This window comes from Shewanella sp. (assembly GCF_051658185.1).
In the GTDB taxonomy this organism is placed as follows: Bacteria; Pseudomonadota; Gammaproteobacteria; order Enterobacterales; family Shewanellaceae; genus Shewanella.
The window spans coordinates 1-22,803 of the sequence record NZ_JBOFMC010000009.1 but is presented as its reverse complement, the minus strand read 5'-3'; the positions used below and the strand labels follow the sequence as shown (position 1 = coordinate 22,803).

Annotated in this window: 18 protein-coding genes; 1 reads left to right on the top strand and 17 read right to left on the bottom strand. The window is 50.3% G+C overall.

The genetic code is table 11. The annotated features are described in order from the left end of the window. Positions 1-476 precede the first annotated feature (476 nt). Both secA and ACRCZA_RS00495 read right to left on the bottom strand, forming a co-directional pair. Positions 477-3,200 carry a preprotein translocase subunit SecA gene (gene secA / locus ACRCZA_RS00500; protein ID WP_438672531.1) on the bottom strand — a complete coding sequence of 908 codons (2,724 nt, stop codon included), beginning with the start codon at positions 3,198-3,200 and terminating at the stop codon, positions 477-479. A 60-nt stretch (positions 3,201-3,260) separates the two neighbouring features. Beyond that, positions 3,261-4,160: a M23 family metallopeptidase gene (locus ACRCZA_RS00495; RefSeq protein WP_438672530.1), complete on the bottom strand. Its 900-nt coding sequence runs from the start codon at positions 4,158-4,160 to the stop codon at positions 3,261-3,263. A gap of 27 nt (positions 4,161-4,187) precedes the next feature. Between ACRCZA_RS00495 and ACRCZA_RS00490 the strand changes: the two genes are divergently transcribed. Continuing rightward, positions 4,188-4,634: a DUF721 domain-containing protein gene (locus tag ACRCZA_RS00490; RefSeq protein ID WP_438672529.1), complete on the top strand. Its 447-nt coding sequence runs from the start codon at positions 4,188-4,190 to the stop codon at positions 4,632-4,634. 173 nt (positions 4,635-4,807) lie between these two features. On the opposite strand, the gene lpxC is transcribed toward ACRCZA_RS00490, so the two are convergent. The 15 genes from lpxC to mraZ all read right to left on the bottom strand — a co-directional run bounded on the left by lpxC (position 4,808) and on the right by mraZ (position 21,817). Next, positions 4,808-5,728 (bottom strand): UDP-3-O-acyl-N-acetylglucosamine deacetylase, encoded by a 921-nt coding sequence (gene lpxC / locus ACRCZA_RS00485; RefSeq protein WP_438672528.1) that lies wholly within the window; start codon positions 5,726-5,728, stop codon positions 4,808-4,810. 179 nt (positions 5,729-5,907) lie between these two features. Next, positions 5,908-7,095 carry a cell division protein FtsZ gene (gene ftsZ, locus ACRCZA_RS00480; protein ID WP_438672527.1) on the bottom strand — a complete coding sequence of 396 codons (1,188 nt, stop codon included), beginning with the start codon at positions 7,093-7,095 and terminating at the stop codon, positions 5,908-5,910. A 33-nt stretch (positions 7,096-7,128) separates the two neighbouring features. Further along, complete coding sequence (gene ftsA, locus ACRCZA_RS00475) at positions 7,129-8,364, bottom strand: cell division protein FtsA (protein ID WP_007651244.1); 1,236 nt, start codon at positions 8,362-8,364, stop codon at positions 7,129-7,131. Then, positions 8,345-9,094 carry a cell division protein FtsQ/DivIB gene (locus tag ACRCZA_RS00470; RefSeq protein ID WP_438672533.1) on the bottom strand — a complete coding sequence of 250 codons (750 nt, stop codon included), beginning with the start codon at positions 9,092-9,094 and terminating at the stop codon, positions 8,345-8,347. Before ACRCZA_RS00470 ends, ftsA begins: the two co-directional genes overlap by 20 nt. 149 nt (positions 9,095-9,243) lie before the next feature. After that, positions 9,244-10,710, bottom strand: a complete 1,467-nt coding sequence (gene murC / locus ACRCZA_RS00465) for a UDP-N-acetylmuramate--L-alanine ligase (RefSeq protein WP_438672526.1) — start codon at positions 10,708-10,710, stop codon at positions 9,244-9,246. A gap of 2 nt (positions 10,711-10,712) precedes the next feature. After that, positions 10,713-11,801 carry an undecaprenyldiphospho-muramoylpentapeptide beta-N-acetylglucosaminyltransferase gene (gene murG / locus ACRCZA_RS00460; RefSeq protein WP_438672532.1) on the bottom strand — a complete coding sequence of 363 codons (1,089 nt, stop codon included), beginning with the start codon at positions 11,799-11,801 and terminating at the stop codon, positions 10,713-10,715. Continuing rightward, positions 11,801-13,012, bottom strand: coding sequence for a cell division protein FtsW (gene ftsW / locus ACRCZA_RS00455; RefSeq protein ID WP_438672525.1), 1,212 nt, complete (start codon positions 13,010-13,012; stop codon positions 11,801-11,803). The genes murG and ftsW overlap by 1 nt, the downstream gene beginning before the upstream one ends. After that, the gene (murD, locus tag ACRCZA_RS00450; protein WP_438672524.1) at positions 13,002-14,321 is read right to left on the bottom strand and encodes a UDP-N-acetylmuramoyl-L-alanine--D-glutamate ligase; all 1,320 of its coding nucleotides are present in this window, start codon (positions 14,319-14,321) and stop codon (positions 13,002-13,004) included. The genes ftsW and murD overlap by 11 nt, the downstream gene beginning before the upstream one ends. A gap of 6 nt (positions 14,322-14,327) precedes the next feature. Continuing rightward, positions 14,328-15,410 carry a phospho-N-acetylmuramoyl-pentapeptide-transferase gene (gene mraY / locus ACRCZA_RS00445; protein WP_438672523.1) on the bottom strand — a complete coding sequence of 361 codons (1,083 nt, stop codon included), beginning with the start codon at positions 15,408-15,410 and terminating at the stop codon, positions 14,328-14,330. Next, positions 15,411-16,793: a UDP-N-acetylmuramoyl-tripeptide--D-alanyl-D-alanine ligase gene (locus ACRCZA_RS00440; protein ID WP_438672522.1), complete on the bottom strand. Its 1,383-nt coding sequence runs from the start codon at positions 16,791-16,793 to the stop codon at positions 15,411-15,413. It abuts the gene before it with no gap. Beyond that, positions 16,790-18,298, bottom strand: coding sequence for a UDP-N-acetylmuramoyl-L-alanyl-D-glutamate--2,6-diaminopimelate ligase (murE, locus tag ACRCZA_RS00435; RefSeq protein WP_438672521.1), 1,509 nt, complete (start codon positions 18,296-18,298; stop codon positions 16,790-16,792). The genes ACRCZA_RS00440 and murE overlap by 4 nt, the downstream gene beginning before the upstream one ends. Then, positions 18,295-20,046 carry a peptidoglycan D,D-transpeptidase FtsI family protein gene (locus tag ACRCZA_RS00430; protein WP_438672520.1) on the bottom strand — a complete coding sequence of 584 codons (1,752 nt, stop codon included), beginning with the start codon at positions 20,044-20,046 and terminating at the stop codon, positions 18,295-18,297. Before ACRCZA_RS00430 ends, murE begins: the two co-directional genes overlap by 4 nt. A gap of 13 nt (positions 20,047-20,059) precedes the next feature. Further along, entirely contained in the window at positions 20,060-20,374 is a 315-nt protein-coding gene (ftsL, locus tag ACRCZA_RS00425; protein WP_438672519.1) for a cell division protein FtsL, read from the bottom strand. Positions 20,375-20,386: 12 nt separating this feature from the next. Then, positions 20,387-21,328, bottom strand: coding sequence for a 16S rRNA (cytosine(1402)-N(4))-methyltransferase RsmH (rsmH, locus tag ACRCZA_RS00420; RefSeq protein WP_438672518.1), 942 nt, complete (start codon positions 21,326-21,328; stop codon positions 20,387-20,389). A gap of 30 nt (positions 21,329-21,358) precedes the next feature. Beyond that, on the bottom strand, positions 21,359-21,817 hold the full coding sequence (gene mraZ, locus ACRCZA_RS00415) for a division/cell wall cluster transcriptional repressor MraZ (protein ID WP_438672517.1): 459 nt from the start codon (positions 21,815-21,817) through the stop codon (positions 21,359-21,361). Between the last annotated feature and the right edge of the window lie 986 nt (positions 21,818-22,803).

The following is a 22,803-nucleotide window of genomic DNA, read 5'->3' as shown; positions in this document are numbered from 1 at the left end:
TTCAACTTTCTTTTCGCTCATCAATCAGTAATCTAATCGGTTACTTATCGATGACTGCCTTTGGCTAACTGCGTTTCGCTGCTGCCGTGTCAGTGGATGCGCATTATAGGCAGCTGAACTTTTTGTGCAAGGGCTTTTTTACGAATTTTGAATCTTTTTTCAATGCATTCAGTTAGTCACATAATACACACTCTTTATCCTCAGACTTATCCACAACACAGCCGCGTGCGCTTAAAAATCAAGCCATTTTATGGGCGACACTAGGCTACCTTAATAGTGTGTTAGTTGGCCAACCCAACGAAGTACGGTAGTCGTTACGTGGATATAGCAATATTGCGCCATCAACAATCTGAAGATATGGCCTATATAAAGGATGGTGATGTGGATTGAGGCTAACCAACTGAGTGGTAGATATGAAAAAGGCGACCTAGATAGGTCGCCTTTTGTTGTCATCTTATTTTGTTAATGACGCAAACTTAACTCAACTTGCCATGACATTGCTTATATTTACGTCCTGAACCACAAGGACAAGGATCGTTACGACCCACTTTATCGCCATCACGGATCATCGGTGCTTGTGCCGCTGCGGCTTCATGCTCATCGCTGCCGACAAGCGACTCTGCGGCGGCATGCTGATAGTCGCGTTGGATCTTGGCATCTTCTTCACGGCGACGCGCTTCCATCTCTTCGACATCTGATTGAGCTTGCACTTGCACTTTAGACAGCACGCTGATGACATCATGTTTGAGGGTATTCAGCAGTTGCTGGAATAGCTCAAACGACTCACGCTTATACTCTTGCTTTGGATTCTTTTGCGCGTAACCACGCAAGTGAATGCCCTGACGCAGGTGATCCATCGCGGCTAAATGCTCTTTCCACAGACCATCGAGGGTTTGCAGCATGACGGCTTTTTCAAACTGACGTAATACTTGGGCGCCGACCATTTCCTCTTTGGCTTTATAGGCATCAGACCAAGCGGTGATGATACGCTCACGTAGAGTCTCTTCATGGAGATCATCTTCTTTGTCTAACCACTCTTGGATAGGCAGCTTAAGCATAAATTCTTGGTTAAGACGTTGCTCCAACCCTGGTACATCCCATAGTTCTTCCACTGATTGCGGCGGAATATATTGATCGATAACCGCACCAATCACATCATCTTGGATGTTTTTGATTGTATCTTCAATGCTTTGCGCATCCATCAGCTCGTTACGTTGAGCATATACCACTTGGCGCTGATCATTAGCAACATCGTCAAATTCGAGTAACTGCTTACGAATATCGAAGTTGCGCGCTTCCACTTTACGCTGCGCATTTTCGATAGCGCGGGATACCCATGGATGCTCGATAGCTTCGCCTTCTTCCATCCCGAGCTTTTTCATCATGCCGGAAACGCGGTCAGAGGCGAAGATACGCATTAAGCTATCTTCCATAGAAAGGTAGAAACGCGATGAACCCGCATCACCTTGACGACCCGCACGACCACGTAGCTGGTTATCGATACGACGAGATTCGTGTCGTTCAGTCCCTAATATATGTAAACCACCTGCGGCCACCACGGCATCATGGCGCACTTGCCAATCGGCCTTGATCTTAGCTTTTTGCTCTGGCGTTGGGTTTTCCAGCGCATCGATTTCCATGTTCCAGTTGCCGCCTAACACGATGTCGGTACCGCGACCGGCCATGTTGGTTGCAATCGTCACCGCCCCTGTACGACCCGCTTGGGCAACAATTTCCGCTTCTTTTTCGTGGAACTTAGCGTTAAGCACTTGGTGTGGGATCTTTTCCTTTACCATTAAACGCGCTAACAGTTCAGATTGCTCGATAGAAACCGTACCCACCAACACTGGCTGGCCACGTTCGCGACAATCTTTAATATCTTTAATAATCGCTTGATACTTTTCATTGGCAGTTAAATAAACGAGATCTGCCATATCCTTACGCACCATAGGTCGATTGGTGGGGACCACCACGGTATCGAGCCCATAAATGTGTTGGAATTCGAATGCCTCGGTATCCGCAGTACCTGTCATCCCCGCTAACTTCTCATATTGGCGGAAATAATTCTGGAAGGTAATCGATGCTAAGGTTTGGTTTTCATTCTGAATGTTAACGCCTTCTTTGGCTTCAACGGCTTGATGCAAGCCTTCAGACCAACGACGACCCGGCATCGTTCTGCCGGTATGTTCGTCAACGATAATCACTTCACCGTCTTGCACGATATAGTCGACATCGCGCTCAAACAGCGTATGCGCCCGCAGTCCGGCATTAATATGGTGCAATAACGAAATATTCGCCGCCGAATAGAGTGAGTCCCCCTCGGCCAGCATGCCTTGCTCGATCAGCAGGGTTTCGACCTTTTCTTGGCCGCGTTCGGTCAAGTGCACCTGTTTGGCTTTTTCATCGATGCTGTAATCACCTTCACCCACATATTCCTCAGAGTCTTCTTTATCCTGGCGGATAAGGTGAGGGATGAGCTTGTTGATTTTGATATACAGTTCAGAACTGTCTTCCGCAGCACCAGAGATGATCAGCGGCGTGCGCGCTTCGTCGATTAAGATAGAGTCGACTTCGTCGATCAGTGCATAGTGCAATGGACGCTGCACCCGATCCTGTGGCGAAAATGCCATATTATCGCGCAGATAGTCGAAGCCAAATTCATTATTGGTGCCATAGGTGATATCGGCGTTGTAAGCCGCTTTCTTTTCAAGCTGACCAATACCCGCAACGTTGATACCAACGGTCAAACCGAGGAACTCAAATAATGGGCGGTTATTTTCAGCATCGCGGCGCGCTAAGTAATCGTTGACCGTGATCACATGCACGCCTTTGCCGGTCAACGCATTTAAGTATGCGGGCAGAGTGGCGGTTAAAGTTTTACCTTCACCGGTACGCATCTCGGCAATACGGTTGCTATCGAGTACCATGCCACCTAGCAGCTGGACATCGAAATGGCGCATTTCAAACACCCGCTTTGACGCCTCCCGCACGGTAGCGAAAGCTTCGGCCATAATCGCCTCTAAGGTTTCACCCGCTGCGAGACGGTCACGGAATTCCGCGGTTTTGGCCTTTAAGGCTTCATCGGATAATTTCTCATAATCCGCTTCAAGTGCATTAATCTTATTAACGACTTTTTGTAGCCCTTTAAGGGTACGATCGTTGCGACTACCAAATACTTTTGTCAGTAATTTACCAAACATCTGAATCACTTATTCTCTGTAGGCCAAGTCCATGATGGAAACTAGAAGCCATTGTTTCAATTAACTTGCTTTGCGGTAAACAAACTTTTGAGGATCTATCTGTTGTCCACCACGCAACACTTCATAATGTACATGGGCCCCTGTTGAGCGCCCCGTACTTCCCATGCTGGCAATGGTATCGCCTTTGGCGACCACATCACCTACAGTCACTGACAAAGCTTTATTGTGGCCATAACGAGTACGCAAACCATTGCCATGATCAATTTCGACTAACTCGCCATAACCAAACATATTTCCAGCCCAAGTGACTACGCCTGCGGCAGTCGCAATCACTTTTGCCCCTTCTCGTCCGGTAAAATCAATCCCTTTATGCACACTACGACGCCCATTAAAAGGATCATTGCGCAGCCCATAGGGCGAGGACAACCACCCTTTATCCAGAGGGATCCCTGATATATAGCGCTCGCTATCTATATGGTGATGAGATGACACGGTTTCAAGTAGTGAAAGCTGAAGATGATTATTGTCAATTCTGGATGCCAGCTTATCCATATCGTCCATCAGCTGCCCAAGTTCGATATTATTACCGAGTTCACTCAGGCCACCGACACCCACTTCGGCTGAAAAATCAAAATCATCTTCTAATTTATTTTGCACAGCAACTTGCTGGCCTAATGCTTCAAGACGGGTGATTTTAGCTTGCATCCGGGCAACGTGAGTGGCTAGCATGGCCAGCTGCGACTCAGTGGCACTTTTAAGCTCTAAGACTTGTTGTTTTTGTTGTTCACGCACGAGACGATCGTTATCGACACTGGCTTGCTGATCTTCAAATCGGGCAGCGCTGTGTTGATAAATACCGGCACCGGTAGCCAACAATAGCATTGGAAGCAACAACCAGCGTTTACTGGGTTGCCAACGGGTGACGCCATTTCGACCTTGAATAAATACTGTTACACTCATAGCCTAACTCAGCCATCTTATTATCATATGAAAAAGCCCCCTCAAGATCTCAGCCAATTACTACACCAATCGGGCCAATTACCCAACCTTGCTGAGAAAGCGGAACTACTTTTATATCTGGATCAGCATGTGAAGCAGATTGTCACGGGTCCAGTTGCGGAGCAGCTTAATGTCGCCAATTTCCGCCAGGGTGTTCTAGTGATTGAAACCACTTCGGCAGCATGGGCCGCACGAATTAATTTCCAAAAGTCAAAGCTACTCGCGCAGCTTCAAGCAGAAACGCTCCCAATCCTTACCGCAATTGAAGTTAAAGTCAACCCGAGATTAGCATTGTATGACCCAAAGCCGAAACCAGCCCACAAAGCCTTGAGTCCGGTTGCCGCCGAACATATCGCTGCACTAGCAGAAAATATCAGTGGGACACTCGGCGAAAAACTAAAACGGCTGGCCGCATTGGCCAGCCGTAATAAATAAACACAGATGATGTTGAAGTTAATCGGCCACGCTTAATTCACTCGACGACCAACTTGAACGCTACAGCTTGCCATCACGCGACTACCCGCTTTCAGGTGAGGACCAGCAACACCGCGACGGCATTAACCCCAGCACGAAACCAAGCGATTAACACGCGCCCCTTGCGGACTGCCTTAGGCGAACACTGCCCCGCCTGGCACTGTGAAACTGACGGGCACGTCGGCTTCTTTTTCAAAGCTGACTAATTCCCACGCATCTTGCTGCGCCAATAGCGCTCGCACCAATTGGTTATTTAATGCGTGCCCCGTCTTATAGGCGGTGAACTCACCCAAAATCGCATGCCCTGCGACGTAAAGATCGCCAAATGCATCTAAAATCTTGTGCTTAACAAACTCATCCTCATAACGCAGGCCGTCGGGATTGAGGACGCGATACTCGTCAAGTACGACAGCATTTTCCATACTGCCACCTAACGCAAGGTTGTTAGCACGCAGATATTCAATATCTCGCATAAAACCAAAAGTACGGGCGCGACTGATTTCCTTAACGAAAGCCGAAGTGGAAAAGTCCATCACGACATGCTGTTGGCTACGGGCGATCTCAGGGTGCGCAAAGTCAATTTTAAAATTGACTCTAAACCCTTTAAAGGGTTTAAGTTCAGCCCATTTGTCACCGTCTTCAACGCGCACAGGGCGTTTAATCTTTAAATACTTTTTAGGTGCTGCTTGCTCTTTAATGCCTGCAGACTGCAATAAAAAGACAAACGGACTCGCACTGCCATCCATAATGGGGATTTCAGGCGCATCGACTTCGATGACCGCATTATCAATACCTAAGCCAGCAAGCGCTGCAAACAAATGCTCGATGGTTGAAATGCGGATACCTTCATCATTGACAAGTGCCGTACACATCGTGGTTTCACGCACTTGCTCTGCCTTGGCAGGAATGGCAACGGCCGGACTCATGTCGGTACGCACAAGTACGATCCCTGTATTTACAGGGGCGGGCATAATGCTCAAGGTGACCTTGTTGCCAGAGTGTAATCCGACCCCGGTAGTTTTCACCATTTTTTGAACAGTTCGTTGAAATATCATTCAGTTACCCGTAAAAATTCCAATGACAAAGATTAAGATTTATCCACACGGCAGCAGCAGAGCGCTGCATTTGGTGGCCATGATACCATTATTTGACCATGTCACACAAATGCAGCAATCCTATGATAGTGCCAACCTATCAACCGTGGGCAGCAGCGCTGCCCCCAACAATACCGTTGTTAATCGGCTTGTTTGCGTAAAAATGCTGGAATATCAAGATAGTCCAGCTCATTCTTCGTTGAAGGAGCTGGCGCAGGTGCTGGCTGCACTGCCGCAGGGACGACGTTCCCTTTAGGTGCTGCATAGCTAACATGTGCCGCTTCTTCAGCATAGGCATCTACTTTAGCTTCGACCACAACGGGCTCTGGACGCGGCGCCGGCTTTGATACCAATTGGATATCTGGACGCTTTTCAGCACCGATACCCGTGGCCACTACGGTTACACGCAGCTCATCGCTCATTTCAGGATCGATAACAGCACCCACAACCACAGTCGCGTTGTCAGATGCATAGGCTTTAACGTGGTTACCAACGGTTTCGAATTCTTCGATACTCATATCCATACCCGCAGTGATGTTTACTAACACACCACGCGCACCGGCCAGATCGATATCTTCTAATAATGGGCTGGCAACCGCGGCTTCAGCGGCTTCTTCGGCGCGATCTTCACCGCGCGCAACCCCTGTCCCCATCATGGCATTGCCCATTTCCGACATAACCGTTTTCACGTCGGCAAAGTCGACGTTAATTAAGCCTGGACGAGTGATCAGCTCGGCAATACCTTGTACAGCGCCGAGTAATACGTTGTTTGCGGCTGCAAAGGCATCAAGGAGTGAAGTACCACGACCCAATACTTTTAATAATTTCTCGTTTGGAATGGTGATTAATGAATCCACATGCTTTGCTAATTCACTAATACCTTGCTCAGCGTAGGCCATGCGTTTTTTGCCTTCGAATGGAAAAGGCTTAGTCACGACCGCAACCGTTAAAATACCTTCTTCACGGGCAATTTGAGCCACAACTGGCGCTGCGCCCGTGCCGGTACCACCGCCCATGCCGGCGGCGATAAAGATCATGTCAGATCCTTTGATCGCTAGACGGATATTCTCACGATCTTCTTCTGCTGCGGCGCGGCCCACATCAGGATTGGCGCCAGCACCAAGCCCCTTGGTCACATCGCGGCCTAATTGAATCGTTGAGCCCGCGCTTGATTTACGAAGCGCTTGTGCGTCTGTATTGGTAACGACAAACTCAACACCTTCAATGTTGTGTTTGACCATATGTTCAACGGCATTACCGCCGCCGCCGCCAACGCCGATGACTTTAATCACCGCGTCGTCTGAATGAGTGTCCATGATCTCAAACATTGTCTGATCTCCGTGTTGCCTGCGTTATTAACATTAAAATTCGCCTTTAAACCAGCTTTGGACCCGATTCCAAGCGCTAGTTACCCCTTGGCGCTCAGGGCGTTCAAACTGCCGCTCAATCACCCGTCTTGCACCGTAATGAAGCAGTCCGACTCCAGTAGAGTAGATTGACTGATCCACGTATTCATATAACCCTTTGATCGGCAATGGTGAAGCAACGCGCACTGGCATACCGAAGGTGGCCTCGGCAATATCCACCACCCCTTGAATTGAGGCTGTGCCACCTGTCAGTACAATACCTGCGGCGATCTGATCTTCTAACCCACTGTCTTTTAACTCTTTGAGCACTAACTCAAATAATTCTTGATATCTTGGCTCAACCACTTCTGCGAGCGTGTGGCGCGACATACTGCGTGATGGCCGTCCGCCCACAGAAGGCACCTCAATACTGTCCTCACGGCTCACCATGGAGCTGCGCGCGCAGGCAAATTGCACTTTAATTTGCTCGGCGTGAGACGAGGGCGTGCGGAAAATCTTGGCGATATCGTTAGTCACTTGATTACCCGCCACCGGCACGACCGCGCAGTGTCGGAGTGCACCATTGGTGTAGACCGCAATATCGGTGGTGCCACCGCCGATATCGACGATACACACCCCTAAATCTTTTTCATCAAATGTCAGCACCGCATCGGCCGAGGCGATGCCTGAAAACACCAAATCATCGACTTTTAAACCGCAGCGCTCAACACTCTTGGTGATGTTCTTAGCCATATCGTTAGCACAGGTCACTATGTGTACCTTGGCTTCCATTCGCATGCCGGACATGCCGATGGGGCTGCGGATGCCATCTTGGACATCAATCGCATATTCCTGTGGCAGTACGTGCAAAATGCGCCGTTCAGTCGGGATCTTCACCGACCGCGCCGTGTGGATGACGTTATCAACATCTTCCTGAGTGACTTCTTCGTCATTGATAGACACCATGCCGTTTTCATTTTGACAGGCGATATGCTTACCTGAAATGCTCAAGTACACCGACGACACTTGGCAATCGGCCATTAATTCGGCTTGGTCGAGTGCCCGTTGCACGCTGCGCACGATGGAGTCTAAATCGTTTACCCCGCCTTTATCCATGCCCCGTGAAGGATGATTGCCAAGGCCAACGATGCTGATTTCGCCGTCGGGCAGCACTTCGCCAATGATCACTGCGACTTTAGAGGTTCCTATGTCCAATCCGACGATTAGATTTCTATCTTGGTTTTTGGTCATTAATTATTGGCTCTCTTGTTTGTGCATCGTCCCAACCTACGGCCAACCCAGTGTCGTAGCGCAAATCCACTCTGGTTATTGGCTTTTCCTGTTTTGCCAACAGTGGATAAACTGTTATAAATCTTTGTATTCTTGCTATTTTATCTTCACGGCCTAAATCTAGCACTATACCGTTAGCTAAGGTCGCATGCCAGGCATGTCGTGGCGTTAATGTTAAGCTGGCTAAGGTAAAGCCATTAATCTTCAGCAACTCATTAACCTGGGCATAGGCCGTTAAGACTTCACTTGCCATTTCATTTGGCCCAGCTAACTGCGGTAGGCCTTCAAGCTCCGGCCGCTTAGGGGCCGTAAACACTTCCCCTTGCGCATTTAACCATAACGCCCCATTCCAATGGGCAATGGGTTGCTGCTCTTGCAGATAAATCCGCAGCTTTGCGGGCCATTCTCGCCTTACCGAGGCGCGATACACCCAAGGTAACTCTTCGAGTGCCTGTTGTACTAAGTTGACATCGGCACTGAAAAAACTGCGTTGCATTAAATCCTGCAGAGCAATTTGGATATCCTTATCTGTGGTGTAAATTCGCTCACCTTTAATGGCGACCGCTTCAATGGGTAACGTGTTAGCATCATTTAAAAATCGATGCAGCTGATAGCCTGCAAAGACAAAACTGCCCAGCACCAAACTCAAGAAGCCTACGCCACTGTATAGGTACCAATTGACCCGTAACATCCTTGCTCGCCAGTGTCGCTTTTTATCACGCCCAGACACGTTTGCCTCTACCCCTAACGACACTTACCAAAAGCCACAGAAAATCGGCCATTATATAGCGCTAAATTTTTTGGTCAAAATATCATTTTGCCCAGTTGTTACAAGCGACATCAAGGTGTTACCCCTGTAACATCGCCCGGCGCAAAACCCAATGCAGATGCGGCTAATTGACGCGATAACGCACCTATATTACCTGCTCCTTGGGTCAACAATAAATCCCCTTCCTGCAAGACATCGGGGAGTAATTCGGCTAACTGATCTGGGCTGGCGATAAAAATCGGATCGATCTGCCCGCGTAGGCGAATCGAGCGGCACAGCGCCCTGCCATCGGCCCCAGTAATAGGCGCCTCTCCAGCACTATAAACGTCAAGCAATAACAAGCAATCCACTTGTGATAATACGTCGACAAAATCTTCATATAAATCACGTGTTCGCGTATATCTGTGTGGCTGATAGGCCATCACTAAGCGTTTTTCCGGCCATCCTGCCCGCGCAGCTTTAATGGTGGCAGCGACTTCACTAGGGTGATGCCCATAATCATCAACCAACATGACCTCACCCTTAGGGGTGGCAAACTTGCCTAAATGTTGGAAGCGACGGCCAATCCCTTGGAATTCAGCAAGTGCCTGAATGATGGCGCTATCGTCAATCTCATCCTCGGTCGCCACCGCAATGGCCGCCAACGCATTAAGCACGTTGTGTTGCCCGGGCAGATTGAGCAACACCTCAACATCTTCCTTGGCTTTGCGCCGGACCGTAAACCGACATTGATGCCCCTGTTGGCTAAAGTTTAAGGCTTGCACATCGGCATCAGCACTAAAACCGTAGGTCACGATATGGCGCCCAATGCGTGGCATGATCTCCCGTACCACGGGATCATCGATACACACCACCGCAACCCCATAAAATGGCAAGTTATGCAAAAAATCAATAAAGGTGGATTTGAGCTTTTCAAAATCACCGCCGTAGGTATCCATATGATCGGCTTCGATATTAGTGACCACACTGACCATAGGTTGTAGATGTAAAAAGCTGGCATCACTCTCATCGGCTTCGGCAATAAGATAACGGCTCGTCCCCAAACGGGCATTAGTGCCTGCACTATTGAGTAATCCACCAATGACAAAGGTCGGATCGCGCCCAGCTTGGCCGTAGACACTGGCGATAAGACTGGTGGTAGTGGTTTTGCCATGGGTGCCCGCAATCGCTACGCCATGGCGATAGCGCATTAATTCCGCTAACATTTCAGCTCGGCGCACAATAGGAATGCGCGCCTCCTTGGCTGCAATGATCTCAGGGTTAGCCGGGTTGATGGCGGTCGAAACCACCACCACATCCACTTGTTGCACATTTTCGGCGCCATGGCCGATATAAATCTTCGCGCCGAGCAGACACAGCCTGTCGGTCACCGCATTTTGCGCGATGTCCGAACCGCTGACCTGATACCCTTCGTTGACCAATACTTCAGCGATCCCTCCCATCCCGGCACCACCAATGCCCACAAAATGAATGCGTTTAATCCGGCGCATTTCTGGGATCATGCTTCTTAGCTGTAAGTATCTTTCTGTTTTAGTCATGCTTATCCTTTCTCAGCAAGGGTGATGCACACATTGGCAACCTGCTCGGTCGCATCCAACACGGCAACATCCCTCGCTCTTTGGCCCATACGGGCTAATTCAGTTCTATCGTTGGCCAGTAACTGTAATTTACTCACCAATTTGTTTACATCCAAGATGGTTTGCGGCAATAAAAATGCCGCGCCAGCATCCACTAATACTTGGCCATTGCGGGTTTGATGGTCATCGACCGCATGGGGATAAGGCACGAGAATACTCGGTAAGCCTACCGCGGCAAGCTCGGAAACCGTCAGTGCCCCCGCCCGGCATAACACGACATCGGCCCAGCGATAAGCGGCTTCCATATCGTCAATAAACTCCGCGATATTGACGCCGCCATCCTGCCCTTGCTGCTGATAAGCCGCTTTGACGCTCGCGAGGTTGTCCTTACCCACTTGGTGCCATACCGTGATTGATTGCTGCTTACTGAGCGCAGCCACAACCTCTGGCATTAAATCATTAAAGATTTTGGCCCCGAGACTACCGCCCACCACCAGTACTTTTAGGGCATCATCGGTGGCCGTTTTGGGCTCAGCACCTAGCGCAATGAGCTCGCGGCGAATAGGGTTACCCACCACCGTTGCCTGCACTTGAGTAAACGTATTGCGAAAGGCACACAATACCTGAGTTGCAATGCGCGATAGCAGCTTATTGGTCATCCCCGGGATGGCATTTTGCTCATGCAATACCAGCGGGATCCCCGCAAGCTTAGCTGCAACCCCACCGGGGCCGCTGGCAAAGCCGCCCATACCGAGCACCACATCCGGTTGAAACTCGGCGATCACCGCTTTAGCCTGCATAATCGAGCGCAATATCTTAAAGGGAGCGGCCAGTTTACGCACCAGACCATTACCGCGCACCCCTTTGATATCAATAAAATCAATATCAAAACCATGCTGCGGCACTAAACGCGCCTCCATGCGATCCGCAGTCCCCAACCAGCGTACTTGCCAGCCCTGCTGGGCTAAATATTTCGCCACGGCGAGAGCCGGGAATACATGCCCGCCGGTGCCACCAGCCATGATCAGGATCCGTTTGCCCGCATTGCTCATCACTTAACTCTCCCCTGCACGGCCTGCACTAAGCTCATGCGCCGTTCATAATCAATGCGTAGCAAGATCATCGCCGCCGCCGTCATGACCCATAAACTACTGCCGCCGTAACTGACAAAAGGCAGTGTTAACCCTTTCGTGGGCAGCATGCCAATACTCGCGCCCACATTCACCACCGTTTGGAAGCAAATCCAAATACCAATGGCGTAGGCTAAATAGCCCTCAAAAGCTTTATCCATCACCAAGCACAGGTTACCTAAGCGAATGGCCCTTAAGGCGATAAAAATCAGCAGCATCAAAACGGCGAGAATACCAACAAAACCCAATTCCTCCCCTATCACGGCAAAGATAAAATCGGTATGAGCCTCGGGGAGATATTCTAATTTTTGAATGCTGTTCCCAAGTCCTTGGCCAAACCAATCGCCGCGGCCATAGGCCATTAACGATTGGGTGAGCTGATAACCACTACCAAAGGGGTCCTGCCAAGGGTCCATAAAGGAAGTGACCCGGCGCATACGATAAGGCTCAAACAAGACCAGCGCCACAAAAGCCAGCACTCCCACAATAATCAAGGCAAAAAAATCAAACAGCCGCGCCCCTGCCAAAAACAGCAGGCCGATAGTGCCGACAAATAACACCACAACGGTGCCTAAATCTGGCTGCAATAAGATCAAAACGGCGTACACCCCCAGCACCACTAACAGCTTGAGAAAACCTTTCGCATTCTCCCTTAACTCCTGATGACGCCGAACAAGATAGCCCGCCATATAAATCGAAAAGGCAAATTTTGCCAATTCAGCCACTTGAATACGGATCGGGCCGACTGACAGCCAACGAGTCGCGCCGTTAACCGTGGTGCCAACGATGAGCACAGCAATCAACATCAGGCCAACTACCATCAGCATCATCGGGCTAATGCGCTGCCAAGTATGCATATCCATCCGCAGCACGATAATCGCAATTCCAACACACCCTAACAAATAACCCAGATGACGGATCATAAAATGAAAAGGATTACCGGTTAACTTTTGCGCCTCCGGCATCGACGCAGACATCACCATCACAAAGCCAAAGCCGATTAAGATCAATACCGACGTCAACAATGCGCGGTCGTATAATTGTACGCCCGGCACTTCGGTATCCCGCTGCCAATTGGGGATGGCAGCGAGCATGCGGCTAATGAGGCTAAAGCGCTTGCTATCACTCGCCATCAAGCTGTTCCACTTGGCTTCTAAAATCATCCCCTCTGGCCATAAAGTTACTGTACATATCTAAACTGGCGCAGGCTGGGGATAACAACACGATATCTCCGGACATGGCTAATTCGGCAGCCTTAGCAACGGCGGCTGCCATCGAATCCACAGATAAGGCGCCGGCTTTCAGGGCGGCAATTTTATGGCCGTCACGGCCTAAGGTGATCAAATGGGTCACCTTAGCAAGAGGTGCCGCGAGCGGTGAAAAATCGGCGCCTTTACCGTCACCGCCGGCAATCAAAATAATGTCACCTAAGTGATCACCTAAACCATCGAGGGCAGCAACGGTGGCGCCAACATTGGTCGCCTTAGAGTCGTTGACATAGGTCACGCCCTTTTTCACCCCAACCACTTGGCAGCGGTGAGGTAAGCCGGTAAAGCGGCGAGCGACATTGGCCATGGCATATTTATCCACGCCAACGGCATCCACCAGCGCCATCGCGGCGAGCAAATTAGCATGGTTATGGCTGCCAATAAGCGCGACATCCGTGATAGGCATAATTTCACTCTGACCATGGCAAATCTTGCCATCCACAATGCCCCACTCATCAAGCTCGGGTGGCGCTAAACCAAAGCTATTTTGGTTCATCGGTTCGGTTGGTAACGTCAGGGCGTCATCACGATTAAAGATCACCGCACGACTCTGGTGATATAACCGCAGCTTGGCAGCGCGATAAGCATCCATATCACTGTATCTATCCATGTGATCTTCGGTCACATTCAGACAAGTGGCGATCACACAATTCAAGCTATGGGTGGTTTCTAACTGAAAGCTCGACAGCTCCAAAACAAAAATCGCCGGATCCTGAGCCAATAAATCTAAGGCAGGCACCCCGATATTGCCGCCCACCGCCACCGCAATGCCGGCTTCCGTAAGCAGTTCACCAACAAGAGTCGTGACCGTGGTTTTACCGTTTGAACCGGTGATCCCAATCACGCAGGGCTTACGGTCAGCAATTTCTCTCGCAAACAGCTCAATATCGCCAATGACCTCGATGCCCATGTCGAGCGCAGCGCGCACTTCCGGGGTGTTAAGGGCGATGCCGGGGCTAATGATGATTTGGCTTGCCTGTACCAGATAACGGCAATCAAAGCCGCCAGAGATCAACTCCACCTCCGGAAATTGAGCAGCCAAAGTCTCAGCCCCTGGGGGCTGGCGGCGGCTATCCATCACCAACGGCGTAATGCCTTTGCCACACAAATAACGTACCACGGACAGCCCAGTGGCACCCAAACCTAACACTATGTGTGAACGCGGATTTTGCATAATCGCTTACCTTAACTTTAACGTGGCGAGGCCGAGTAACACTAAAAATATTGAAATAATCCAAAAACGTACAATAACACGCGGCTCTGGCCAGCCCTTTAATTCATAGTGATGGTGTATCGGTGCCATCCGAAAAATGCGCTGGCCACGTAACTTGTACGATCCGACCTGCAGGATCACCGATACGGTTTCCATCACAAACACCCCACCCATGATCACTAACAGGATCTCTTGGCGAACCAAAACGGCGATAGCGCCCAATGCCGCCCCAAGGGAGAGTGAGCCCACATCCCCCATAAACACTTGCGCAGGATAGGTGTTGAACCACAAAAAGCCTAAGCCGGCACCGACAATAGCGGTGCAAACAATCACCAACTCACCGGAGCCCGGCAAGTGGGGAATATGCAGATAATTAGCAAACTGCGCATGGCCCGACAGATAAGCTATCAAGGCAAAGGCCGCCGCGACCATGACGGTCGGCATAATCGCTAAACCATCGAGACCGTCGGTTAAGTTGACTGCGTTACTCGACCCCACAATCGTGAAATACGCCAAGACGATAAACACCGCGCCAAGCTGGGGCATCACATCCTTAAAAAAGGGCACCACGAGTTGGGTTTCACCGGGGTGGGCGGCGGTGGCATACAAAAAGAAGGCGATAAGCAGCGCCGCGAGGGACTGCAAAATATACTTCCATCGAGCAATCAGCCCTTTGGTATCTTTACGCACCACTTTGCGGTAATCGTCAATAAAACCAATTAAGCCAAAACTGCCAAGGACAAACAGCATCACCCACACATAGCGGCTACCCAGATCGCCCCACAGCAAGACGCTGATAAAAATCGCCCCTAAGATCAGCAAGCCACCCATAGTAGGCGTACCGCGCTTACTAAAATGCGACTCTGGACCATCGTTACGCACTATTTGGCCAATTTGCAATAATTGCAAACGCTCAATCAGTTTAGGGCCCCACCACAAGCTAAAAATTAATGCGGTTAATAAGCCTAAAATGGCTCGAAACGTCACATAAGAAAATACGTTAAACCCGGTATGAAAACGGGTTAAATACTCGGCCAGATACACCAGCATCTACACTAACTCCCCACGCCCGAAGGCTATTTTTAGGCCGTCCACGACCCGCTCCATTGCGGCACTGCGTGAGCCTTTGACTAAAACCGTTACCTGTCCCGGTAACTGGTTGATGTGTTTTATCAGTTGTGCAACTAACGTGTCGATGCTGTCATAGTGCGGGGCACCAAAAGCCTGACTCGTGTGCGCGCTTAAGGTTCCGGTACAAAACAGCGCATCAATCCCCTGCTGTTTTGCCAGCTGCCCTAGCTCCGCATGTAAAAGGGGCGCATTGTCGCCTAATTCGCCTAAATCTCCCAGTACCAAACAGCGATTTTCAGTAATTTCCTTTAACCAAGCGATCGCCGCCCCAACGGAAACGGGGTTGGCATTATAACTATCATCGATTAAACGGATGCGCCCCAATTGCGTTGGTTGCATGCGACCTTTGACTGGGGTTAATTGACTTAAGCCCTCGGCAATGTCCCCAAGACTTAACCCGAGGGCAATACACACACTGGCCGCCGCGAGGGCATTACTGACCTGATGGCGCCCTGCCAGGGGTAATACCACCTCGCAAGATTGCCCCAAGTAATTGAGCATAAATCTAAAACAGCCTTCTTTATTCGCTTTGTGGCCAGTGGCGATCACATCAATATGCCGTTTCGCCGCGCCTTCCTGCTGGGAGAAGCTTAACTGTTTATAGTGCTTCGCTTTTACCCGCATCACATCGGCAAACGCATCATCGGCGTTAATAATGGCGGTGCCATCCGCTTGCAAATGATTAAAGATTTCTGACTTAGCCTGCGCCACCCCAGCCTGAGAGCCAAAGCCTTCAAGGTGCGCACTGCCCACATTATTGACCAGCGCGACATTTGGCCGCACGAGACTCGAGGTATAGTCAATCTCGCCCTTATGGTTGGCACCCAGCTCAAATACCCCGTATTCATCCTGTGGCGTTAAGCGCAACAGCGTCAGCGGGACACCGATTTCATTATTAAAATTGCCTGCGGTATAGAGTACTTGATGCTTCGCCGATAAAATGGTGGCGATCATTTCTTTCACGCTGGTTTTGCCATTAGAGCCGGTTAACGCGACGCAAATCGGATTGACGTGATCGCGCACATAGGCCCCGATCGCTCCCATGGCTTTTTGACAATCAGCCACAATTAACTGAGGAATATCAATGGCAAGCTCGCGCTCCACCATGAGGGCTAACGCGCCATTATCCCTCGCGGTCGACGCAAAATCGTGGCCATCAAAACGCTCCCCTTTTAACGCCACAAACAAGGTGGCGGGGCCGATTTTACGGCTATCACTGCTTAAATCTTCGATAGTGACATTCGCGCCCACGCGGCGTGCGCCTAAGTGTTGGCATAGGCTCTCAAGAGTAAGAGGGATCATCTTGGTTGCTCCGATAGTTGGCGAGCTAAGGCACGTTCATCATAGGCATGACGCACACCCGCTGCCTCTTGGTAAGTTTCATGACCTTTGCCAGCCAGCAAAATCACATCGCCAGGTTGCGCCATCGCTACAACCTGATGGATCGCGGCAATGCGGTCAATCTCGGTGAATGCATGTAAAGGATCGCTAAGCCCATTAAGAATATCGGCAATGATTTGCACGGGATCTTCACTGCGCGCGTTATCGCTGGTCACCATTATGCGATCGGCAAACTGCTCTGCGGCCTGCGCCATTAATGGCCGTTTACCTTTATCCCGGTCGCCACCACAGCCGAATACACACCATAGCTTGCCGGCGCAATGACGCCGCAGCGCCGTTAATGCTTGAACAATTGCATCAGGAGTATGAGCATAATCAACCACTAACGTAATATTGTTGGCGGTAGTAAACCGCTCCATCCGCCCAGCGACTGGGGTTAACCGCTCCACCTGCGCTGCCAAGGCGTACATATCAATCCCTTGCAAATACAAGGCAGAGAGCGCTGCGAGTAAATTTGACAGATTAAATGCACCTAGCAGCGGCGAACGGATCTGTACTTCACCTTCGGGCCAGACTAAAGTCGCTTGCACGCCTTGGTCATTAAATTCAGCCCCCTTAGTGTAAAACGCCGCATCCCGGTGCGCTTCAATGCTAAATCCCCACAGGGTAGCGGGCACAGTTTGCAGCTCAGATAACCAGGAGGCACCGACAGGATCATCAAGATTCACCAAGCCATGGCGCAGGGTATCGAAGCGAAACAACCGTTGTTTCGCGGCTGCGTAATGCTGCATATCACCATGATAATCAAGATGATCTCGCGTCAAATTCGTAAATACAGCAACATCGAATGGCACCGCATCCACTCGCCCTTGCTGCAGTCCGTGGCTGGAAACCTCCATGGCACAGACACTGGCGCCTTGGGCTTCAAATGCCTGTAATTGGCGCATCAACGTCACGGCATCAGCGGTAGTATTACCGCTCTCCACCAAGGCGCCCCACAGCCCATTACCAAGGGTGCCCATCACCGCCGCTTGGTGTCCAAGCAAGGTTATCAGTTGCGCAATCAGTTGGCTGGTTGAGGTTTTGCCATTGGTACCGGTGATGCCGATGATCCCAAAGGGCGCGGTGCCACTCGGTGCGAGAGCGCGCTGTAATGGATAACGCTTAGCGGCAATAGCGGATACCTGCTGCGCTAATTGGTAGAAGCCGATTTTAACGCACTCGTCTGCGGCCGCGCCGCCTTGTATTTGGCCGTGCTCTGCGGCGATATCCGTGTGCACTAAAACCGCCTGCGCACCTTGGCTCAAGGCGTTGTCGATAAACTGCCGGCCATCAACCTGATGCCCGGGTACCGCCAAAAACACATCGCCGCGACGTATTGCGCGGCTGTCTAAGGTCAAATCATTAACACGCTGCTCGCCCGTATAGGCAAACCAAGGAGCCAATAGCTCCCGTAACAACATCATTCTGCTCTCCCTGCAATTGCGGCCAATTGCACCTGTTCTTTACCTGAAATGGGTTCCACATTTAACATTTGCAGTGCGCCAGACATCACCTTAGCGAACGCAGGCCCCGCCACAGAACCGCCATAATAGAGATCACCCTTAGGCTCGTTAACCACCACCACTACGGCAAGCTTTGGATTATTCGCGGGGGCAACGCCGGCAAATAGCGCAACGTAATCATCACCATACCCCCCAGCTACCGCCTTACGACTGGTGCCTGATTTCCCTGCGACCGGATAGCCATCAATATGGGCTAAGGTGCCAGTACCGCCTTTTTCGGTGACACTGACCATCATTTGCAGTACATCGTTAGCCACATGCTGGGAAATCACTCGCTCACCTTCCGGTGGTTTTTTCAATTTTAAAATCGACACAGGGTACAAAGTACCGCCATTACCCAAGGTGGCGTACATCCGCGCAAGCTGCAGCGTGGTCGCGGTTAAACCGTAACCAAAGGATAAGGTGGCGCGCTCAAAATCGGACCAACGGTGGCGATCTTGAATAAGACCCGCGCTTTCGCCGGTCAGATTAATCCCCGAAAAACTGCCAAGGCCCATGGATTGATAGGTCCCGAGCAGATGTTGCACAGGGATCGACAAGGCTAATTTACTGATCCCCACGTTACTGGATTTAGCCAAAATGCGCGCTAAGGTCATATCGCCATAGTTATTAGGGTCACGCACCTGACGCCCGCCTAAGCGCATCCACCCCGGAGAGGTGGGGATAATATCGGTCGATTTAACGGTGCCCGCTTCAAGGGCCGCGGCAACCACAAACGGTTTAATGGTCGAGCCCGGCTCAAAGGTATCGGTCATCGCCCGATTGCGCATTCTAAAAGTTTGCCAGTTGTCGCGAGAATTGGGGTTATAAGAAGGCGTATTGACCATGGCCAACACTTCACCGGTGTGAATATCAAGCACCACGATTGAGCCGGAGGTGGCTTGGTTCATCTCAGTCGTCCGCTTAAGTTCCCGATAAGCCAACTGCTGAATACGATGATCAATACTCAAGACTAAGTCATTCGGGCTCTCGCCTTCTTGGACGATATCTAAGTGCTCAACCACATTTCCATCGCGGGATTTACGCACTTTTTGCTTGGAGGGCGTGCCCGTCAGCCAAGTGTTGTAGGCATTTTCAACGCCTTCAATCCCCACGTCATCAATATTGGTCACGCCAATTAATTGGGCGGTAATTTCACCGCCTGGGTAATAGCGGCGTGATTCGGACTTTAAAAACACCCCAGGTAATTTAAGTTGGGTAATGTAATCGGCCACGGCGGGGGTTACTTGGCGCTTAAGATAGGTAAAGCGCTTCGTGGGATTGCTGCGAACGCGATCGAGCACCTCTTCAATGGGCTCATGCAGCACATCGGCAAGCGCCTGCCAACGGCGCATATCAGAAAAACTATTACTATCATTGATCTGTTTAGGATCCGCCCACACCGCACTCACCGGGACACTGACCGCTAACATTTCACCATTGCGATCGGTGATCAAACCGCGTTGCACCTCGCGGCTAGTCGTGCGCAAAGTGCGCATATCACTTTCATGGCGCAATTTATCGGGTTCGATAATTTGGATATAGGCAGCACGTCCCACCAGACCGCAAAACATCAGACACACCATCCCCACCACTACGTATAAACGCCAGTGGATGAGTTGTGGCTTTTGCTTTTTGCTCGCCTGTTTGTTTTTTGCTTGCCTTATCATATCTTCCCTATCTTCACGGTAGCTTAACCACTACTTCTTCGCTGGGCAAAGGACGACTCATGTTGAGCTCCTTAGAGGCAATGCGCGTAATGCGGCTGTGTTCAGTTTGCGACTGCTCTTCTAAGAGTAAATTACGCCACTCAATATCTAATCTGTCGCGCTCTTGGAGCAACAAATCCCACTCGGTCGTGAGCTTGCGACTCACATGGCTGGTATACACCACGGTGACAGCATTACCGAGCACCAGTAACGCCAATACCAAAATCCATTTATGCCGCCACAGATCCTCTAACACCACCCGTGGCAAATCTAATGCGGGCTTACTCACTCAAAGCCCCTCTTAGTACGCTAAGCGCTCTGCAATGCGTAACACTGAGCTGCGCGCCCTGGCATTGCGTTCAATTTCCTCATCCGAGGGCATAATCGCCTTGCCGATAGGCCGCAACTTACGCGATTTATTAAGCTCATCTTCAGTGATGGGTAAACCGTGGGGCACGCTCTCCCCTTGGCTATTGCGCCGAATAAAGCGCTTCACCATGCGATCTTCTAAAGAATGGAAACTGATGATGGATAAGCGGCCAGCAGGGGCTAGTACCGTCAAAGCCCCCTCAAGTGCCTGATCGATTTGCTCTAACTCACTGTTGATATAAATACGGATCGCCTGAAAGACGCGAGTAGCTGGATGCTTATTGCGTTCTTTATTTTTAGTAATCCGGGCAATCAAGTCCGCCAAATCTTTAGTGCGCAAAAAAGGAGTTTTATCACGATCGGCCGCGATACAGCGGGCAATATGGCGCGCATTTTTCTCTTCGCCATAGGTTTTAAATACCCAGGCCATATCTTCAATTTCGGCGCGAGCTAGCCACTGGGCCGCCGTTTCGCCCTGGCTGTTATCCATACGCATATCGAGCGGGCCATCCCGCAAAAAGCTAAAACCGCGCTCGGCATCGTCGAGCTGGGGTGAAGACACACCCAAATCGAGCAGTACACCGTCAATCTGGCCAGCAAGGCCCAAATCTGTTACATAGTCGGCTAGTTGGCCAAAGCCACCGTGAACAATCTGAAAACGAGGATCATCGGCAAATTGTTTGGCAGCTTCAATGGCTTGCGGGTCACGATCGATAGCAATCAACCGGCCATGTTGACCGAGACGTTGCAATATTTGTCTTGAATGACCACCGCGGCCAAACGTGCCATCGATATAGATGCCATCGTCTTTAATATTCAGACCGCCAACCGTTTCTTCGAGTAAAACGGATAAATGGGCAAATTCTTGACTCATTGCTCTCTTCTTATGTAAGTAATACGACGCTTAGAGTGAAAAATCCGCAAGGCGCGCGTTATTGGCAAGCTCCTCACTGCGGATCGTTTGCTGACACTCATCAATTTGCTGTAGCCAAGCCTGCTCATCCCACAGCTCAAATTTATTCAATTGTCCCACCAGCATAATGCGCTTATCTAAGTTGGCGTATTGCCTCAGTGGTGGCGGCAATAATATCCGCCCATTAGTGTCAAGCTCCACTTCGTGAGCGTAACCGAGTAACAGGCGTTTTAAGGAACGTTGGGTGGGGTCGGTATCAGATAGCTTAAGTAACTTAGCTTCGATGAGTTCCCATTCATGGAGCGGATACAAGAGCAAACAGCTCGACTGAATATCCACGGTGATCACAATGCGGCCCAAGTGCTGAAGTTGCAAAGGCTCGCGGTATCGCACAGGAATAGCGATCCGTCCCTTTGTATCTAAATTGATAGCACTGGCGCCACGAAACACGCTTAGTCATCCCATCCTGTGATTTTTTGATCCACAAATATCCACTATTTCCCACAACTGCTAAGTTTAGGGACAGTCGACAAGCATTGTCAAGGGATGGAATCCTTTTATAAAAACCAGACGGCAAGCGGGTTAGCCGCATGTTAGGGCATTAACCTCAGACCAAGGTGCAGGTAAAAAAGTGCGCAATCGCACAGACTGGCGCAAGACAGCATGGCGATAGGGCCAGCAGAGAAAATTAGCAACCTTTTGCTTTCAGTAAGTTGCGACAAAATGAGTCACAACCACATGCCAAGACTCAAGTATGCTTAGGCGTTCACTATGGCGTAATACGGGGTAAACATCATTTAAAAAAGCTAACTATGTCGTTACGTTAGCGTATCAACTTGGTCAAACGGGCATACTGCTGACTCGGGTGGTACTAGCTGCCATTATTAGCAATTCACTCACAACTGCCAACGTCATACAACCCACAGGAAACCGCCCCGAAACTCGAGTGACAATCCTGCATTCTCATACTACAGTCATCTCACAGCCTCAATTTTGCACAACACCTTGCTCAGCCAAGGCGCTAACTCGGTGGGCCAAGCGCATTATCTGCTCGCGTAGCAAAACTCTTGCGGCAACTTGGTGTCTAAATATCAACCAACGCCTGCCGATAAAGGGATAACGAGGGATAACCCGGTACAATTGACCACAGTGCATCGCGCATAGTGCATAGCGCAAAGTACAAAGTACATCGAGCCTAGTGAATAAAAGTACATCGAGCGTAGTGGCCTTTAACAACGCCGGCTCCGCAAGCAACCAGCGTCCATGGATTGCGTGACTTAGCTGAGGCAGCAACGGGTGATTGAGCGGTTAACTTAAGTGTCTACCTTAAAAGGAGAGATTATGAGTGGCTTAGACAGTCTTTATGCCATGCTGGCGCAGCCAGTAACGGCTCAGTTACAGCCTAAGCGTATCGTCGATCAGGTAGGCGGTGCCAG

What these genes read in the sequence shown, in the direction of transcription:
- secA (WP_438672531.1), bottom strand. Translation starts at nt 3,200, where the DNA reads ATGTTTGGTAAATTACTGACAAAAGTATTTGGTAGTCGCAACGATCGT.
- ACRCZA_RS00495 (WP_438672530.1), bottom strand. Translation starts at nt 4,160, where the DNA reads ATGAGTGTAACAGTATTTATTCAAGGTCGAAATGGCGTCACCCGTTGG.
- ACRCZA_RS00490 (WP_438672529.1), top strand. Translation starts at nt 4,188, where the DNA reads ATGAAAAAGCCCCCTCAAGATCTCAGCCAATTACTACACCAATCGGGC.
- lpxC (WP_438672528.1), bottom strand. Translation starts at nt 5,728, where the DNA reads ATGATATTTCAACGAACTGTTCAAAAAATGGTGAAAACTACCGGGGTC.
- ftsZ (WP_438672527.1), bottom strand. Translation starts at nt 7,095, where the DNA reads ATGTTTGAGATCATGGACACTCATTCAGACGACGCGGTGATTAAAGTC.
- ftsA (WP_007651244.1), bottom strand. Translation starts at nt 8,364, where the DNA reads ATGACCAAAAACCAAGATAGAAATCTAATCGTCGGATTGGACATAGGA.
- ACRCZA_RS00470 (WP_438672533.1), bottom strand. Translation starts at nt 9,094, where the DNA reads ATGTTACGGGTCAATTGGTACCTATACAGTGGCGTAGGCTTCTTGAGT.
- murC (WP_438672526.1), bottom strand. Translation starts at nt 10,710, where the DNA reads ATGACTAAAACAGAAAGATACTTACAGCTAAGAAGCATGATCCCAGAA.
- murG (WP_438672532.1), bottom strand. Translation starts at nt 11,801, where the DNA reads ATGAGCAATGCGGGCAAACGGATCCTGATCATGGCTGGTGGCACCGGC.
- ftsW (WP_438672525.1), bottom strand. Translation starts at nt 13,012, where the DNA reads ATGGCGAGTGATAGCAAGCGCTTTAGCCTCATTAGCCGCATGCTCGCT.
- murD (WP_438672524.1), bottom strand. Translation starts at nt 14,321, where the DNA reads ATGCAAAATCCGCGTTCACACATAGTGTTAGGTTTGGGTGCCACTGGG.
- mraY (WP_438672523.1), bottom strand. Translation starts at nt 15,410, where the DNA reads ATGCTGGTGTATCTGGCCGAGTATTTAACCCGTTTTCATACCGGGTTT.
- ACRCZA_RS00440 (WP_438672522.1), bottom strand. Translation starts at nt 16,793, where the DNA reads ATGATCCCTCTTACTCTTGAGAGCCTATGCCAACACTTAGGCGCACGC.
- murE (WP_438672521.1), bottom strand. Translation starts at nt 18,298, where the DNA reads ATGATGTTGTTACGGGAGCTATTGGCTCCTTGGTTTGCCTATACGGGC.
- ACRCZA_RS00430 (WP_438672520.1), bottom strand. Translation starts at nt 20,046, where the DNA reads ATGATAAGGCAAGCAAAAAACAAACAGGCGAGCAAAAAGCAAAAGCCA.
- rsmH (WP_438672518.1), bottom strand. Translation starts at nt 21,328, where the DNA reads ATGAGTCAAGAATTTGCCCATTTATCCGTTTTACTCGAAGAAACGGTT.